The organism is Tritonibacter mobilis, assembly GCF_001681715.1.
Taxonomy (GTDB): domain Bacteria; phylum Pseudomonadota; class Alphaproteobacteria; order Rhodobacterales; family Rhodobacteraceae; genus Epibacterium; species Epibacterium mobile.
On record NZ_LNWY01000005.1, the window covers coordinates 592,780 to 608,844 of the forward strand.

The window sequence follows — 16,065 nt, forward strand, 5'->3', positions numbered from 1 at the left end:
GACGAGATGACTTTTTTTGATAAACTGGAAACCCGCAGTGCCGAAGAACGCGCCGCAGATCTGGCGACGCTTTTGCCGGAACAGATCGCACGGGCCAAATCCGCCCCCGGTTTTGCCGCCCTGTTCGCGGATGTAGACCCGGCAAAGATCACCTCAGTGGAGGCGCTGGCATCATTGCCCGTTCTGCGCAAAGCGGATTTGAGCGCGGCGCAGGCCGCACAGCCGCCCTTTGGTGGGTTTACCGTAAAACCCGCACACGGCTTTGCCCATATCTTCCAATCTCCGGGGCCGATTTACGAACCCGGTGGCGTGGATCATGACTGGTGGCGCATGGGGCGTTTTCTGCATGCGGCGGGCGTGGGGCCCGGAGATGTGGTGCAAAACTGCTTTGGCTATCACCTGACACCGGCTGGGATGATCTTTGAAAATGGTGCCCGCACGGTGGGGGCTTCTGTTCTGCCTGCGGGGACCGGTCAGACCGAACTGCAGGTCACGGCGGCGCGCGACGTGGGGGCGACGACCTATGCAGGAACGCCCGATTATCTCAAGGTGATTCTGGACAAGGCGGAGGCCATGGGCGTCGAACTGGGCTTCAAAAAGGCGGCGGTTGGAGGTGGCGCATTGTTCCCAAGCCTGCGTCAGGACTATGCGGATCGCGGCATTTCCTGCCTGCAATGCTATGCCACGGCGGATCTGGGCAATATCGCCTATGAGAGCGCCGCCATGGAGGGCATGATCGTCGATGAGCAGGTCATCGTCGAAATCGTCACCCCCGGCACCGGCACCCCGGTTGCACCGGGCGAGGTGGGCGAAGTTGTGGTCACGACGCTGAACCGGGATTACCCGCTGATCCGTTTTGCCACCGGCGATATGAGCGCAGTCATGCCCGGTCAGAGCCCCTGTGGCCGCACCAATATGCGCATCAAGGGCTGGATGGGCCGCGCGGACCAGACCACCAAGATCAAGGGGATGTTTGTGCGCCCCGAGCAGGTGGCCGCACTGGTCGACAAACACGACGAGATCGTCAAAGCCCGCGTCGTTGCATCGCGCAGTGGCGAGATGGATGTAATGACCGTTCGCATCGAGGCCAATGGTGGCGATGAGATCACCTTTGCCCGATCTGTCGTGGATGTGCTGAAGCTCAAGGGCAGCGTGGACATTGTGGCACCGGGTACGCTGCCCAAAGATGGCTTGGTGATCGAGGACCAGCGCAGCTACGACTGACGAGGTTTCTCTGGTACAGCGATAGGAGCCGCCGCTGCCGACATGCCGTCGCAGCGGCGGTTTCGCGCTGGAATTTCCGACAAAAATGCTTCAAACAGGGCCGACTCTGTTTGAAGGCAGGATGAATGACGCAAGCAAGCCAAACCCAAGTGCCAGTGACCCGTCGCAGACCCACTGCCCGCGTCAAAGACGCGCGCAGGTTTCAGGTGGTGGCGTGGTGTGTCGCTCTTGCCTGTTTGCTGCCGATGGCCGCCGTTGCGATCGCCGCGATGACAGGTGGCGTGGATACCATCACTCATCTCGGGCAAACTGTGCTGCCGCGATATGCGCGCACGACGATCTATCTGGTCCTGCTGGTGTCGCTGGGCACATTCTCCATCGGGGTAGGGGCCGCATGGCTGGTGACGATGACCCGCTTTCCGGGGGTGCGGTTTTTTGAGGTGGCCTTGGTGCTGCCGCTGGCGTTTCCAGCTTATGTTCTGGCCTATGGCTATACCTTTTTGCTGGATCATCCCGGCGTTGTGCAGACCACATTGCGCGAGGTGACAGGCTGGGGACCGCGTGACTATTGGTTCCCGGAAATCCGGTCGCTTGGCGGGGCCGCGCTGATGTTGGTTCTGGTCCTTTACCCTTACGTCTATTTGCTGGCGCGCGCCGCATTCCTGCAACAAAGCTCCTCTGCGTTCTTGGCAGCGCGCGCACTGGGGGACAGTTCTTGGCGCGCGTTTTGGCGTGTCAGCCTGCCGATGGCGCGGCCCGCTGTGGCATCGGGCGTTTTGCTCACGGTGATGGAAACCATCGCAGATTACGGCACGGTCGCCTATTTTGGCGTGCAGACCTTTGCCACCGGTATCTACACAAGCTGGTTTTCCCTCGCGGATCGTGCGGGGGCTGCGCAACTGGCGCTGTGCCTTCTCGGTTTTGCATTGATGCTTGCGGTGGCAGAACGACTTAGCCGGGGGCGCGCGCGCTATCATCACGCGGGCAAGCAGCAGGCTGCACTGCCACCTGCGACACTATCGGGCACAAAGGCCACCGGGGCGATAATCCTCTGTGCGCTGCCGGTTGTGTTTGGCTTTCTTGTACCTCTGGTGAGCCTCACATTGATGGGGCTGAACTCTGAGCAGAACCTTCTGAGCCGTCGTTATATTGCGTTTATCACCAACTCTCTGACGCTCGCCAGCACGGCCGCACTTGTGACGTTGCTCGCGGCTGTGAGCCTTGGGTTCTATCAGCGTTTGCAGCCGGGGCGGGTGTCGAGCACAGCGGCCAATATCTCTCGCCTTGGCTATGCCGTGCCAGGTGGCGTGATTGCGGTTGGTCTGATGGTGCCCTTCGCCGCATTCGACAATGCTCTGGATGCATGGATGCAGGCCAATTTTGGTCTGCGCACCGGGTTGCTGGTGACGGGGTCAATTTGGCTCTTGGTGGTCGCGTATATGGTGCGGTTTATGGCGGCGGCGCTTGGCGCGTATGAGGGCGGGCAAGCCACGGTACACGCCAATATGGACGCCGCCGCTCGCTCGCTCGGGCAAAGCCCGCTGGGCATGCTGCGCCGCGTTCACCTGCCGATCCTGACACCAAGCCTGCTGACGGCGTTGTTGATCGTCTTTGTTGATGTGATGAAAGAACTACCAGCAACCTTGATTATGCGCCCGTTCAATTTCGACACCCTTGCGGTGCAGGCGCATCGACTGGCCGCGGATGAACGGCTGGAGGGGGCTGCGGTGCCGTCCCTCGTGATTATGGCTGTCGGGTTATTGCCGGTGATCTTGGTTTGCCGTCAGGTTCGGCGTCGTAGCTGAGCGGAGCCTTAGCGACCGGCCCACCAAGCCTCGATTTGGGCGTGGCTGACCCGTTGCGCCGGTCCAAGCGCAACCAGCACCGTCTCCTCCGCATCGCAGCGGCGGGCTTCGACATGGCGCCCCACGATATGAAGCTCATAGGCGCCGCCAGAGGTCAGCACAAACCCCTTCATCCGATAAAGCCCCTCAGGCCGCTCGGCGAGTTTATCGCCCAATGCGCGACGGTCGATGATTTCGGTGCTGCGGTGCTGCCAGCTTACATATCCCGGATGTGAAACGAGGCTTTTACCGCGCGGCAGCGGGGTGATGTCAAACAGCAGACGGGACAATTCAATGTCAGCGGTGCGGGTTGGTGTGCGAGCACCCAGCGCGCTCAGTTCGGCAACCAAAGCATCGTTCGGGGCCTCATCCTGCTTGCTGATCAAGACCAGATCAGCCGCCCGGATTTGCTGCGATACTTGCGGCTTGAGCAGCGGGTCATCCATCAGTGCGGCAAAGTTTGATCCGTCCACGACCGTCACGATGCCAGCATAACTCAGGCGACTGTCGCTCAACAGCGCATTGGCAATGGTCACGGGTTCAGCGATGCCACTTGCCTCGATCAGGATGTGATCTGGCTGCGGTGTGCGGGACAGCACGTCATTGACGCTCACCGCGAGATCATCCCCGAGCGAGCAGCAGACGCATCCATTGGTGAGAGCGACGCTATCGACGCTTTCATCCGCGATCAGCGCGGCGTCGATGTTGATACTGCCGAAGTCGTTGATCAGGACCGACAGGCGCAGCCCGTGGTCCTCGCCAAGAAGGGAGTTGATCAGCGTGGTTTTCCCCGCGCCGAGATATCCGCTGATGATTGTAACCGGAATGCGCATCAGGCCGTGCCCTCGCGCATAAAATGCAACGCAAACGGCATGTCAGCCGAGCTCCCCATTGTGTGAGATTGCAAACTCTTCGTCTTGCTTGGCGCAACTCTATAGGTCGTGGGAAGTGACCGGTCCAGACAAACCTTGGGCGGGATACCTACCAGGTATACCCACGCGAGGCTTGGCCTCTGATTTTGCACGAGAATTGTGCGACGGTTCAATTTTTTGTTATGCTGTTTTGCGCATGTTTTGGCGGCTCCAGTTTTGAAAATCCGTGAAACCGTGACGAATCTCTGGTGGTCTCGAAGGCTGTTTAGCCCCCTGCCAAGGGATTGAGCGCAAAGAAAAAGGGCGCAGCCAAGACTGCGCCCCCTCTGGTCGAGTGCCTGAGAGAATTACTCCCAGCCAACCTCGTTAAAGATCTTCTGTGCGGTCGGGACGTTCTTGGCCACCTTGGACAGGTCGACATCATCCGCTTTGAACTCGCCGAGTTTTGCCACGCTTTCAGACTTGCTGACGCCCGGAACGGCCGGGAATTCATCGTTGCCGCCCGAGAAGTACTGCTGTGCCTGATCGGACGCGAGATACTCGAGGAACTTGATTGCATTTTCACGGTTCGGGGCGTTTGCTGCGACACCCGCGCCCGAAAGGTTCATATGCGCGCCTTCCGCGTCCTGTGCCGGGAAGACTACGCCGATTTTTTCGATGTCAGCGGAGAGACCTTTGACGTCTTTGCGCAGGGCACGAGCGAAATAGTAGGTGTTGGCGATCGACACATCGCATTCGCCGGAGATCAGGCCGCGCAGCTGGTCGGTGTCACCGCCCTGTGGGTCACGGGCAAAGTTCGCGACGATGCCTTCTGCCCATTTACGGGCTTCTTCTTCACCGTGGTTCTCGATGATCGCGGACAGCAGCGTCTGCGAATAGACGTTGGAGGACGAACGGTGACAGACCATACCTTTGTATTCGGGCTTTGCCAGATCCATGTAGGTTGCGGGCGGGTTGGTCACGTCTGCTTTGTCATAAAACACGATGCGCGCGCGCTGCGAGAAGCCGAACCACTGGTTGTCGCTGTCTTGCAGGTTGGCGGGGATGCGCTCTTCGAGAACCTTGCTGTCGATGGACTGCAGAACACCTGCATCCTTCGCGCGCTCAAGGCGGGAGGTGTCGACGGTGATCAGCACGTCCGCAGGGGAGTTTGCGCCTTCGGCCTGAATGCGGGCGATCAGTTCGTCCGCTTTGCCTTCGATGCGATTGATGGTGATACCTGTGGCTTCCTCAAAATCAGAGTAGAGGCGCTCGTCAGTGTCGTAGTGGCGGGACGAGTATAGGTTGACCACACCGTCAGCAACGGCAGTGGTGGCAAGGCTCGCGGCGATTACAGTAGTGAAGACTTTGGTTTTCATGTGATTTCCATCCTCGTGAATGTCGCTAGTCCCTGGGTCATGCCTCGTCGGCCAATTCCCAAGTTGTTTAGTCAATTACTATATTGAAGACCAAATGTAAGGGGTAACCGATTAATTCTGTCAGAAAAGTTATTCGACACCCGCAACATGCCGACACAGCCGATGACATCGGTGGTTTCGAGGGGCAGGGGCACATGTTGAATGCGCTAGGCCCAAAAAACAAAAAACCGCATCCGGAGATGCGGTTTTTCGGAGCCTCAAAGAGGCGTCTGATGCTAAGTGCTCAGCCTTGGCGTGCTTTGAACTTGCGCTGCGTCTTGTTGATGACGTAAACGCGGCCCTTGCGACGCACAACCCGGCAGTCACGGTGCCGGTTCTTCAGCGAGCGGAGCGAGTTCTTGACCTTCATGGTCTCTCTCCTTTTCTGCGGCGCGAACCAGCGCCTGGGTTAGCGGGGCGTTCTGAACCGAAGTTCAAAACAGCGAAATCATGGTGGGCGGTACAAGGATCGAACTTGTGACCCCTTCGATGTCAACGAAGTGCTCTACCGCTGAGCTAACCGCCCATGATACCAACTCAAAACAAATTTCGCTGCGCCGAGTGGCGCATCGCTTCGCGTCGGTGAAGGGGTCTATAAAAGGAGTCGATTGTGGGCGCAAGAGCTTTTGCCACAGAAATATAAACTCTATGCTGGGAATCTCAGGCGGGAAGGCGGAGCTGGCATGTCAGGTCAGGCATATTCTATTGAGATGCCGCAAGGGTGGCAGTCACCAGTGGTGATTGCGTCTCCTCATAGCGGGTCAAATTATCCAAAAACCTTTGTTTCTCAGTCGATTCTGGATGCAAAGCGGCTGCGCAGCAGTGAGGATGCCTTTGTTGATCTACTGTTCGCGGCAGCGCCCCGGTTGGGCATGCCATTACTGGCAGCAAAAATGCCGCGGGCCTATGTGGACCTCAACCGCTCCTCAGAGGAGCTCGATCCTGCCCTGATCGAAGGTGCACGCAGGCGCGGACAGAATCCCCGTGTGGCCTCCGGATTGGGTGTGATTCCTCGCGTGGTGTCGAACGGACGTGCGATTTATAGCGGCAAAATCACCATGCAGGAGGCGCGTATGCGAATCGATGACTATTGGTTCCCGTATCATACGGCCTTGCAGCGGTTGTTGAATGCAGCCCACACCCGCTTTGGCGAGGCGATTTTGATCGATTGTCACTCAATGCCCCATGAGGCTATCGAAAATTGTTCGCCCCAGCGTGAAAAGCGACCCGAGATTGTGCTGGGAGATCGCTTTGGCGCAGCGGCGGATGGTTCCATCGTCGATGAGATTGAAGCTGCGTTTGCCGAGGCTGGGTTTCGCGTCGCGCGCAACAGCCCCTTTGCGGGGGCCTATATCACCCAAACCTATGGTCGCCCATTTCGGCAACAGCATGCGATTCAGGTCGAGATCGACCGCTCTCTTTATATGGATGAGGCCAATATCGCGCCTAACGCCGAATTTGAGGCGATCCGTGCGCGTATCACGCAGGCGTTGCAGCGGATATCTGGTTTGCGAAAGGATCAAAAGCCGATGGCGGCCGAGTAGGCTCAGGCCTTAGCGAAGGGCGCGCCCTTTCAGAATCGCCTCTTTGCCAAAGCGTTTGCGAATCTCATCGGCGGCGCGTTCTGCGCTGGCCCGTTTGGCGGCATTGGGATCCAAGAGATCACCTGTGGTATCGGCTTCGGTCTCGGGGACCAGTTCACTGATGCCACACCCCAGCAGACGAAACGGCCCCTGACTCACGGTCTGGTTCAGCAAATGCCGCGCGGTGCGGTAGATCTGATCGGCAAATTGTGTCGGGCTGTGAAGCGACTGCCGCCGTGTGAGGGTGGAGTGGTTCGCACGCTTCAGCTTGAGCGTCACCACCCGTCCTGCCAGCCCTTTTGCCTTAGCCCGGTCTGAGACTTGCTCGGCCAATCGCCACAGATGCCCGTCCAAGACATCAATATGCATGGTGTCCGAAAAGAAGGTCGTCTCTTTCGAGATCGATTTGACAGGATTGCGGGCAGACACCTTGCGGCGGTCCTCTCCGCGCGCCAAATGCCACAGCCGGTCGCCCATGCTGCCGAATCTGTCATTCAAGTCGCGCCGATCCCAGCGCAAGAGGTCGGAGAACGCACGGATGCCTGCTTTTTCAAGGGAAGCCTGTGCAGCAGGACCGATGCCCCAGATCAGGCGCACAGGTTTGTCATGCAAAAATTCGACTGTTTCAGCTTCGCCTATCACTGAGAAACCGCGCGGCTTATCTAAGTCAGACGCGACTTTGGCGAGGAATTTGTTGTGGCTGAGGCCAATAGAGCCTGTGACGCCCAGTTCGTCTTTCATGCGCTTCACAAGGCGTGCCAGCATCACTGCGGGCGGGGCACCATGCAGGCGCTCGGTGCCGGAGAGATCCATAAATGCCTCATCTAGCGAGAGCGGCTCCACCTCGGGAGTGAGTTCATCCATCATCGCGCGAATGGCGCGGCTGGTTTCTGCATACGCCTCCATACGCGGTTTAATCACCACCGCATCGGGGCAGAGCTTGAGCGCCTGAAACATCGGCATCGCCGAACGCACACCACGAATGCGCGCCACGTAGCACGCAGTAGACACAACGCCGCGATGGCCACCGCCAATGATCACTGGTTTGTCGGCCAACTCAGGGTTGTCGCGTTTTTCAACACTTGCATAAAACGCATCACAATCCATATGCGCGATAGAGAGTGTGAAAAGTTCGTCATGCTGCTTGATACGGGGGCTGCGACACGATGGGCAGCGTTGCGGACCGCGTGGCTGCGTGCCGGGATTGAAACAATGCAGGCAGTCGCGACAAAGGGCAGGCATGATGTGCTCGGGCAAGGCAAAAACGGGGGTGTGCACCGATGTCATTCCCGTTAGCGTGCAGGCATTGCAAACAGGCGCACCGGCGCAGAGTTGGATTGTATCATGAGCTTTAAGGGAGCGAAACTGCTGCTGTTTCTCGGGCCACGGCTGTTGGTGATTCTGCGAGACCAGAAGGCGGATATCCCCTTTCCCGGCTACTGGGATTTCCCTGGCGGCGGACGCGAAGGCGACGAGACAGCGCAGGCCTGTGCATTGCGTGAAACCCGCGAAGAAGTGGGGCTGATCGTGCCCAAAGCCGCCATTCACTACAGCCGCCGTTACCCGCGACCTGATGGCGCCACATGGTTCTTTGCCGCCGAGATCTCAGCGCGCAGCGTCGATGACATCCGCTTTGGCGATGAGGGCCAGCGCTGGGATTTGATGAACCCGGATGAATACGCGGCGCACCCTCTGGGCATCCCGCGATTCAAGGTAAGGTTGCAAGATTACCTGCAAAGTTGCCGTGGTGGCCCCAGTGATTGATGGGAAGAAAGGCAGCTTCCTCAAAGAGGATTGGCTGCTAAATTCAGCGTTTTCAAAAGAAAGCCCCCGCACAATTGGCGGGGGAAGGTGACGTTTCTCAGGAAGAGGTAAACGTCAGGGGAGTGTCTCAACCCCAGAATCGACTATTTGGGCCAGTTTCGCAAAGGTTGAGGGCATGTATGGGGGGATTTAACGGTGCGCCCTGTGCTTTCAATGTCACGGAGCATGCATTCAATATTTCAAATCGAGCCTCATATGGGCTCGATTTGTTCTTTGATCGCTACGGGTTGCAGCAAGATAACACGTTGGGTTTACGCTAGAGAGCGAGACACGCCCGTGCGTTTCATTTGCGCTTGTTTTTTAGGCACGCCCACGGATTGAGGGTGAACAGTGCCCGTCAGCCCTGATTTGGGGTCTGTGCTTGCGGGCTGTTCATTTCATTGATGATGGCTTCGGCTGCAAGGCGCGGCGCTTCGGCCTGCCAGATCGGTCGGCCAACCACGATGTGGTCGACGCCGGATGCCAGCGCTTGCGCAGGTGTCGTGACACGTTTTTGATCGCCCAGATCGGCCCCAACCGGGCGCACACCCGGTGTCACGATCAGTTTGCCCTCGGCTTCGGGCAAAGCACGGATCAAGGCGGCCTCTTGCGGGCTTGCGATTACGCCATCCGCACCGGCGGCCAAGGCGTTGCCTGCGCGTTCCTGCACCAGATCCTTGATTGCGCCGGATTTAATCAACGCCCCGTCAAGGTCCTCGCGATCCAGAGAGGTGAGAATGGTCACGGCGAGGATTTTCAGGTCTTTGGCCGCGGCGCCCTCTTTGGCGGCGCTGACCACGTAAGGATCTCCATGCACCGTGAGGAAGTCGAGGTCGAACTGGGCAATGCCCCGCACAGCGTTTTCCACGGTGGCGCCAATGTCAAAGAGCTTCATGTCGAGGAAGATCTTCTTGCCGAGTTCCTGTTTCAACTCATTGGCCAGCGCGAGGCCGCCACCGGTCAGCATGCCCAACCCGATCTTATAGAATGAGACAGCATCTCCGAGTTGCTCTGCCAGCTTTAAGCCAGCAATGGCATTTGGAACATCCATGGCAACGATCAGGCGGTCATCGGCGAGGGGGCTGGTCATTTTGAATACTCCGGTTTGCTGCGCTGGGTCGCGCCTTCCTACTGCCTCCGGCCTGTGTCGAAAAGGGTGCATGGCGGCTTTTTGCGAGGCTTGATTAGGGTCAAGGTTCGTCAACTTCTGATGTGGTACTGAGGGACTTGAAGATGGGGCGCAAATGCCCACATCTTTATCCGAGGCCCACACCGATCCTGTGCTGCTAAGCGGGCGGGGTCATGCGAGGGGCGCTTATGAAGAGGAGAAGAAGATGGACTTGAACAAGTTCACTGAACGGGCGCGTGGTTTTGTGCAGGCTGCCCAGACTATTGCATTGCGCGAAGGTCACCAACGGCTGACGCCGGAACATATTCTCAAGGCATTGCTGGACGACGACCAGGGCATGGCGGCGAACCTGATCACCCATGCAGGTGGGAATATGGCGCGCGTCAGCGAGGCCGTGGAAACCGCCATTGGCAAGTTGCCAAAGGTCTCTGGTGATGCAAGCCAGATTTATCTGGATGGGCAGACCGCCAAGGTTCTGGATGAAGCTGGCAAGGTCGCTGAAAAAGCGGGCGACAGTTTTATCCCGGTCGAACGTCTGCTGACAGCACTGGCGCTGGTGAAATCCAAGGCCAAAGAGGCATTGGATGCAGGTGGTGTGTCTGCGCAAAAGCTGAATGAGGCGATCAACGATGTGCGTAAAGGCCGAACCGCAGATACGGCGACGGCCGAAGATACCTATGAGGCGCTGAAGAAATACACGCTCGACCTGACGGAGCGCGCACGTGAAGGCAAGATCGACCCGATTATTGGTCGCGACGACGAAATCCGCCGCGCCATGCAGGTGCTGTCGCGTCGGACCAAGAACAACCCCGTGATGATTGGTGAGCCGGGCGTGGGTAAAACCGCGATTGCCGAAGGCATGGCCCTGCGCATCGTAAACGGCGACGTGCCGGAGAGCCTCAAGGACAAACGCCTGCTGGCGCTCGATATGGGCGCGCTCATTGCGGGTGCGAAGTATCGCGGCGAGTTTGAGGAGCGTCTCAAGGGGATTCTCAACGAAGTCACCGATGCGGCGGGTGAAATCATTCTGTTCATCGACGAGATGCACACGCTTGTGGGCGCGGGTAAATCCGATGGCGCAATGGATGCGGCAAACCTCATCAAACCGGCGCTGGCGCGGGGAGAGTTGCACTGTATCGGTGCGACCACGCTCGACGAATACCGCAAGTACGTGGAAAAGGACGCAGCCCTTGCGCGCCGCTTCCAGCCCGTCATGGTGACCGAGCCAACGGTGGAAGACACGATCTCCATCCTGCGTGGCATCAAGGAAAAATACGAGCTGCACCACGGTGTGCGCATCGCGGATGCGGCGCTGGTATCTGCGGCGACGCTGTCAAACCGCTACATCACCGACCGATTCCTGCCCGACAAGGCGATCGACCTTGTGGATGAGGCAGCATCACGTCTGCGCATGGAGGTGGACTCCAAGCCCGAAGAGCTGGACGCGCTTGATCGTCAGATCCTGCAAATGCAGATCGAGGAAGAGGCGCTGAAGCTGGAGGATGATGCGGCGTCGAAGGACCGTCTGGACCATCTCCAGAAGGAACTGGCGGATCTTCAGGAGCGCTCCAGCGAGATGACGGCGCAATGGCAGGCCGAACGCGACAAGCTCGCCTCGGCGCGTGATCTGAAAGAGCAGTTGGATCGCGCTCGTGCGGAACTGGACATCGCCAAGCGCGAAGGCAACCTCGCAAAGGCGGGTGAGCTCTCTTATGGCGTCATTCCGGGATTGGAAAAGCAGCTCTCGGAAGCGGAACAGAAAGAAGAGCAGGGCCTGATGGTCGAGGAAGCGGTGCGGCCAGAACAGATCGCAGCCGTGGTTGAGCGCTGGACCGGTATCCCGACCTCCAAGATGCTGGAGGGCGAGCGTGAGAAGCTCTTGCGGATGGAAGATGGTCTGCACAAGCGCGTCATCGGCCAGAATGCGGCCGTGACGGCTGTGGCAAACGCGGTGCGCCGGGCGCGCGCGGGGCTCAATGATGAGAACCGTCCGCTGGGGTCGTTCCTGTTCCTCGGGCCGACCGGCGTGGGGAAAACAGAGCTCACTAAGGCTGTGGCCGAGTTCCTCTTTGACGATGACAGCGCCATGGTGCGCATCGATATGTCGGAGTTCATGGAGAAACACGCGGTCGCACGTCTGATCGGCGCGCCTCCGGGCTATGTCGGTTACGACGAAGGCGGCGTGCTGACGGAGGCCGTGCGGCGCAGGCCCTATCAGGTGGTGCTGTTCGACGAGGTCGAAAAAGCGCATCCAGATGTGTTCAACGTGCTCTTGCAGGTGCTTGACGATGGGATGCTGACGGATGGTCAGGGTCGGACCGTGGATTTCAAGCAGACGCTGATTATCCTGACGTCGAACCTCGGTGCACAGGCGTTGAGCCAGTTGCCGGATGGTGCGGATGCGGCGGATGCCAAGCGCGACGTGATGGACGCGGTGCGGGCGCATTTCCGGCCCGAGTTCCTGAACCGTCTAGATGAGACCGTGATTTTTGATCGCCTCGCGCGGCAGGACATGGACGGTATCGTCGAAATTCAGCTGCGGCGTCTGGCCAAACGGCTGGCGCAGCGCAAGATCACGCTTGAGCTGGATGACGGTGCCAAGACATGGCTCGCGGATGAGGGCTATGACCCTGTGTTCGGTGCGCGTCCGCTCAAGCGCGTGATCCAGCGTGCCTTGCAGAACCCGCTGGCCGAGGCCTTGTTGGCCGGAGACATCAAGGATGGTGAGACCGTTCCTGTTTCCGCGGGCGCTGAGGGTCTGGTGATCGGGGATCGTGTCGGCAGCTCTGACCGGCCGAGACCGGATGATGCCGTGGTGCATTGATCGCCCTGATAGAATGGTCATGGGTCGCCCTGCCGGGGCGGCCCTTTTTTGCAAATATAGAGGTCTCGTGATCGGCGGTGCGGCAAACGTCATCCGCCTGTCATGGATCAACATGTTATAGCTGAGTGCAGCCAGGTCCAAATGGGCCGCGCAATTTGAGTACGGAAAGGAAGTGCGATGGGTTTTGCGATGAATGCGGTGTCGATCCTCGCGGTGGTGTTTATCTGCTTGATTGGCGTGTTTGGCCTCGTCGGGCTTGTGATGTTCATTTCTGATCGAACGCAGACGCAGGATGCCATTCGGCGCAACTATCCGGTCCTTGGGCGCTTTCGCCATCTGTTCAGCACTTTGGGAGAATTCTTCCGTCAGTACTTCTTTGCGATGGACCGTGAGGAGCTGCCCTTCAACCGGGCGCAGCGGGAATGGATCGCGCGCGCCTGTGCCGGGGTGACAAATACGGTTGCCTTCGGCTCCACCCGCAACACATCCGTGCCGGGCACGCCGATCTTTGTGAACGCGCCCTTTCCACCGCTGGACGATCAATCCGCCTTGACCGAGCCGATGCTGATCGGCCCCACCGCGCGCGTCCCTTATAATGCACCATCGTTCTTCAATATCTCGGGCATGAGCTACGGGGCCTTGTCGCGCCCCGCTGTGACGGCCCTCAGTCGTGGCGCGCGCGAGGCAGGTGTCTGGCTCAATACGGGCGAGGGCGGCCTCAGCCCGTTTCACCTTGATGGGGGCTGCGACATCGTTTTTCAGATCGGGACCGCCAAATACGGGGTCCGCGATGCGGCGGGCAATCTCAGCGATACGCGCCTGAAGGAAATCTCCGAGATCCCGCAGGTGAGGATGTTCGAACTGAAGCTCGCGCAGGGCGCAAAGCCCGGCAAGGGGGGCATCCTGCCAGCGGCCAAGGTCAATGCCGAGATCGCCGAAATTCGTGGTATTACTGAGGGCGAAGCGAGCATTTCCCCCAACCGTCACCTTGATATCGCAAATTATGACGAACTCTTGGATATGGTGGCGCGGGTCCGTGAGATCACAGGCAAACCCGTCGGCATCAAAACTGTCGCAGGCTCCGAAGTCGCCCTGCGCGAGATGTTCCTGAACTTCGCCGCACGTCCCGATGATGTGCCGGATTTCATCACCATCGACGGTGGCGAAGGTGGCACCGGGGCGGCGCCCATGCCGCTGATCGATCTTGTGGGCATGTCCGTGCGCGAGGCGCTGCCGATGGTGTGCAATCTGCGCGATGAGTATGGTTTCAAGGAGCGCATTCGCCTCATCTCCAGCGGCAAGCTGGTCAATCCGGGCGATGTCGCCTGGGCGCTGGCGGCGGGCGCGGATTTTGTGACCTCTGCACGGGGCTTCATGTTCTCTTTGGGCTGCATTCAGGCGCTTAAATGCAATCGTAACACCTGCCCGACCGGCATCACCACCCACGACCCGCGCTTTCAGCAGGGGCTTGTGGTTGAGGATAAATACCTGAAGGTCGCCCGCTATGCCCGCGAGGTGATTCACGAGGTGGAGACCATCGCCCATTCGGTCGGTGTGGATGAGCCGCGCAAGATGCGCCGCCGTCACATGCGCATCGTGCAGGAGGATGGCTCATCGCGGCCGATGAATGAGATCCTGCCAAGTTACAGTGCTGTCGCGGAGATGTGAGAGGATATGTTTTTGCCCTGAGGCCTTGGGGCGTTACCTCATGGGACAACCCGACTTGAAGGAGCGCACATATGGCCCACCGCTGGCAGAACGACCTGACCCACAGCGACATCACGCCCGAACCCCTGTTCTGGAACCGGCGCAAGATCCTCGCCGGGCTTGGCGGCGTTGGACTTGGCAGCATTGGGGCGGGGCTTGCACAGGCCGAGGCGGAGAGCCTTGATCCCAACACATGGGAAGAGGTCACGTCTTACTGCAACTTCTATGAGTTCGGCACCGGCAAGACCGATCCTGCCACATATGCAGGCGAGATGACGACATCCCCCTGGGAGGTCGAGATCGACGGTATGGTCGATAACCCCGGCACCTATGGGTTTGAGCAGATCCTGTCGGAAATGACCTTGGAAGAACGGATCTACCGGTTCCGCTGTGTTGAGGCTTGGTCCATGGTGATCCCATGGCAAGGGTTTGAGCTGGCCGACCTCTTGAATGTGGCCGGTGTGCAGGAAGGCGCGAAATACGTCGCCTTTGAAACGCTCCTGCGTCCGGATGAAATGCCGGGCACTCGCTACCCGGTTCTGGATTGGCCCTACCGCGAGGGCCTGCGGCTGGATGAGGCGATGCATCCGCTGACCCTGATGGCGACGGGGATCTTCGGAAAACCACTGCCGAACCAGAACGGCGCCCCTCTGCGTCTGGTGGTGCCGTGGAAATACGGCTTCAAGTCGATCAAATCGGTGGTGAAGATCACCCTCACGGATCAAGAGCCGCCCACCAGCTGGAACATGGCCAACGCACGCGAATACGGCTTTTACAGCAATGTGAACCCGGAGGTGGATCACCCGCGTTGGAGTCAGGCCACAGAGCGCCGCATCGGTGGCGGGTTGTTCTCGCGCCGTCAGCCGACCCTGATGTTCAATGGCTACGATAAGGAGGTCGCATCCCTCTATGAAGGTCTGGATCTGACAAAGAACTTCTGATGGATCTTGCGACACTGAATTCCGCTCTGCGCTGGGTGCCGTCGTGGCTCATATATATATGTGGGCTGGCACCGGCGGTCTGGCTGTTCTGGCAGGGCCTCACAGGCGGGCTTGGCGTGGAGCCGATCAAGGCACTGGAGCATCGCTACGGAGAGTTGGCACTTCAGTTCTTTATTGCCTCGCTTGCCGTGACACCGTTGCGGCGCTTCCTGGGGGTGAACCTCATGATGCATCGCCGGGCCTTGGGACTTTTGTGCTTTGCCTATGTTGTCTGTCACCTGCTGGTGTGGCTGCTGCTGGACGTGCAGATCCCGAGCCAGATCGTCGCTGATATCGCCAAGCGTCCCTATATCACGGTCGGTATGGCCGCCTTTGTGCTGCTCATCCCATTGGCGGTGACCTCAAACACGGCCTCTATTCGCAAACTCGGGCCGCGATGGCGCAAGCTCCACCGACTCGCCTACCCGGCAGCACTCTTGGCAGCACTGCACTTTGTGTTGCTCGCGAAAGGGTTTCAGATCGAACCGCTGCTGTATTTGGGCGGAATCAGTCTGCTTTTGCTGCTCAGGTTGAAACTCCCGGTCCCGCGACGGGCCTGAGCGCAGCGGAATCTCTTCGCACCGCTTCACGATTCCACGCTCAGGGCCGGATTTGTACACGAGAAGGCTGGGATCTCGTGCGGGATCAGGGGTGTCGGAGAGGTCTCGCAGAAGTTTATCTCTATGAAAACATGTGGTTTTG

The 16,065-nt window shown here is 59.0% G+C and carries 13 protein-coding genes and 1 tRNA gene; 8 read left to right on the forward strand and 6 right to left on the reverse strand.

The window, feature by feature from the left end; translation table 11 throughout:
- The first annotated feature begins 6 nt into the window (after positions 1 to 6).
- Together UB90_RS06905 and UB90_RS06910 are read left to right on the forward strand one after the other, a co-directional pair.
- Entirely contained in the window at positions 7 to 1,224 is a 1,218-nt protein-coding gene (locus UB90_RS06905; protein ID WP_065325399.1) for a phenylacetate--CoA ligase family protein, read from the forward strand.
- Between the two features lie 125 nt (positions 1,225 to 1,349).
- Positions 1,350 to 3,029 carry an ABC transporter permease gene (locus tag UB90_RS06910; protein ID WP_110613668.1) on the forward strand — a complete coding sequence of 560 codons (1,680 nt, stop codon included), beginning with the start codon at positions 1,350 to 1,352 and terminating at the stop codon, positions 3,027 to 3,029.
- A gap of 8 nt (positions 3,030 to 3,037) precedes the next feature.
- Here UB90_RS06910 and UB90_RS06915 read toward each other — a convergent pair whose 3' ends face one another.
- The 4 genes from UB90_RS06915 to UB90_RS06930 all read right to left on the reverse strand — a co-directional run bounded on the left by UB90_RS06915 (position 3,038) and on the right by UB90_RS06930 (position 5,863).
- Positions 3,038 to 3,901 carry a CobW family GTP-binding protein gene (locus tag UB90_RS06915; RefSeq protein WP_193600303.1) on the reverse strand — a complete coding sequence of 288 codons (864 nt, stop codon included), beginning with the start codon at positions 3,899 to 3,901 and terminating at the stop codon, positions 3,038 to 3,040.
- Positions 3,902 to 4,287: 386 nt separating this feature from the next.
- Entirely contained in the window at positions 4,288 to 5,298 is a 1,011-nt protein-coding gene (locus tag UB90_RS06920) for a Fe(3+) ABC transporter substrate-binding protein (protein ID WP_065325397.1), read from the reverse strand.
- Between the two features lie 283 nt (positions 5,299 to 5,581).
- Positions 5,582 to 5,707: a type B 50S ribosomal protein L36 gene (gene ykgO / locus UB90_RS06925; RefSeq protein ID WP_005648635.1), complete on the reverse strand. Its 126-nt coding sequence runs from the start codon at positions 5,705 to 5,707 to the stop codon at positions 5,582 to 5,584.
- Positions 5,708 to 5,788: 81 nt separating this feature from the next.
- Positions 5,789 to 5,863, reverse strand: a tRNA-Val gene (locus UB90_RS06930).
- Positions 5,864 to 6,020: 157 nt separating this feature from the next.
- On the opposite strand from UB90_RS06930, the gene UB90_RS06935 reads away from it, so the two are divergent.
- Positions 6,021 to 6,881 carry an N-formylglutamate amidohydrolase gene (locus tag UB90_RS06935; protein ID WP_065325396.1) on the forward strand — a complete coding sequence of 287 codons (861 nt, stop codon included), beginning with the start codon at positions 6,021 to 6,023 and terminating at the stop codon, positions 6,879 to 6,881.
- Between the two features lie 9 nt (positions 6,882 to 6,890).
- Here UB90_RS06935 and UB90_RS06940 read toward each other — a convergent pair whose 3' ends face one another.
- Positions 6,891 to 8,162, reverse strand: a complete 1,272-nt coding sequence (locus tag UB90_RS06940) for a DNA polymerase IV (RefSeq protein ID WP_074712530.1) — start codon at positions 8,160 to 8,162, stop codon at positions 6,891 to 6,893.
- Positions 8,163 to 8,264: 102 nt separating this feature from the next.
- Here UB90_RS06940 and UB90_RS06945 point away from each other — a divergent pair, with 102 nt between their 5' ends.
- A complete protein-coding gene (locus UB90_RS06945; RefSeq protein WP_065325394.1) occupies positions 8,265 to 8,684 on the forward strand; it encodes an NUDIX domain-containing protein in 420 nt (139 codons plus the stop codon).
- Between the two features lie 397 nt (positions 8,685 to 9,081).
- Here the strand turns inward: UB90_RS06945 and pyrF are convergent, their stop codons facing one another.
- Positions 9,082 to 9,813 (reverse strand): orotidine-5'-phosphate decarboxylase, encoded by a 732-nt coding sequence (pyrF, locus tag UB90_RS06950; RefSeq protein WP_065325393.1) that lies wholly within the window; start codon positions 9,811 to 9,813, stop codon positions 9,082 to 9,084.
- A gap of 244 nt (positions 9,814 to 10,057) precedes the next feature.
- On the opposite strand from pyrF, the gene clpB reads away from it, so the two are divergent.
- The 4 genes from clpB to msrQ all read left to right on the forward strand — a co-directional run bounded on the left by clpB (position 10,058) and on the right by msrQ (position 15,923).
- Positions 10,058 to 12,676, forward strand: coding sequence for an ATP-dependent chaperone ClpB (gene clpB, locus UB90_RS06955; RefSeq protein ID WP_065325392.1), 2,619 nt, complete (start codon positions 10,058 to 10,060; stop codon positions 12,674 to 12,676).
- Positions 12,677 to 12,853: 177 nt separating this feature from the next.
- Positions 12,854 to 14,344 (forward strand): FMN-binding glutamate synthase family protein, encoded by a 1,491-nt coding sequence (locus UB90_RS06960; RefSeq protein WP_065325391.1) that lies wholly within the window; start codon positions 12,854 to 12,856, stop codon positions 14,342 to 14,344.
- 71 nt (positions 14,345 to 14,415) lie between these two features.
- A complete protein-coding gene (gene msrP, locus UB90_RS06965) occupies positions 14,416 to 15,324 on the forward strand; it encodes a protein-methionine-sulfoxide reductase catalytic subunit MsrP (RefSeq protein WP_065325390.1) in 909 nt (302 codons plus the stop codon).
- Positions 15,324 to 15,923 (forward strand): protein-methionine-sulfoxide reductase heme-binding subunit MsrQ, encoded by a 600-nt coding sequence (gene msrQ / locus UB90_RS06970; RefSeq protein WP_065325389.1) that lies wholly within the window; start codon positions 15,324 to 15,326, stop codon positions 15,921 to 15,923. The genes msrP and msrQ overlap by 1 nt, the downstream gene beginning before the upstream one ends.
- Positions 15,924 to 16,065 lie beyond the last annotated feature (142 nt).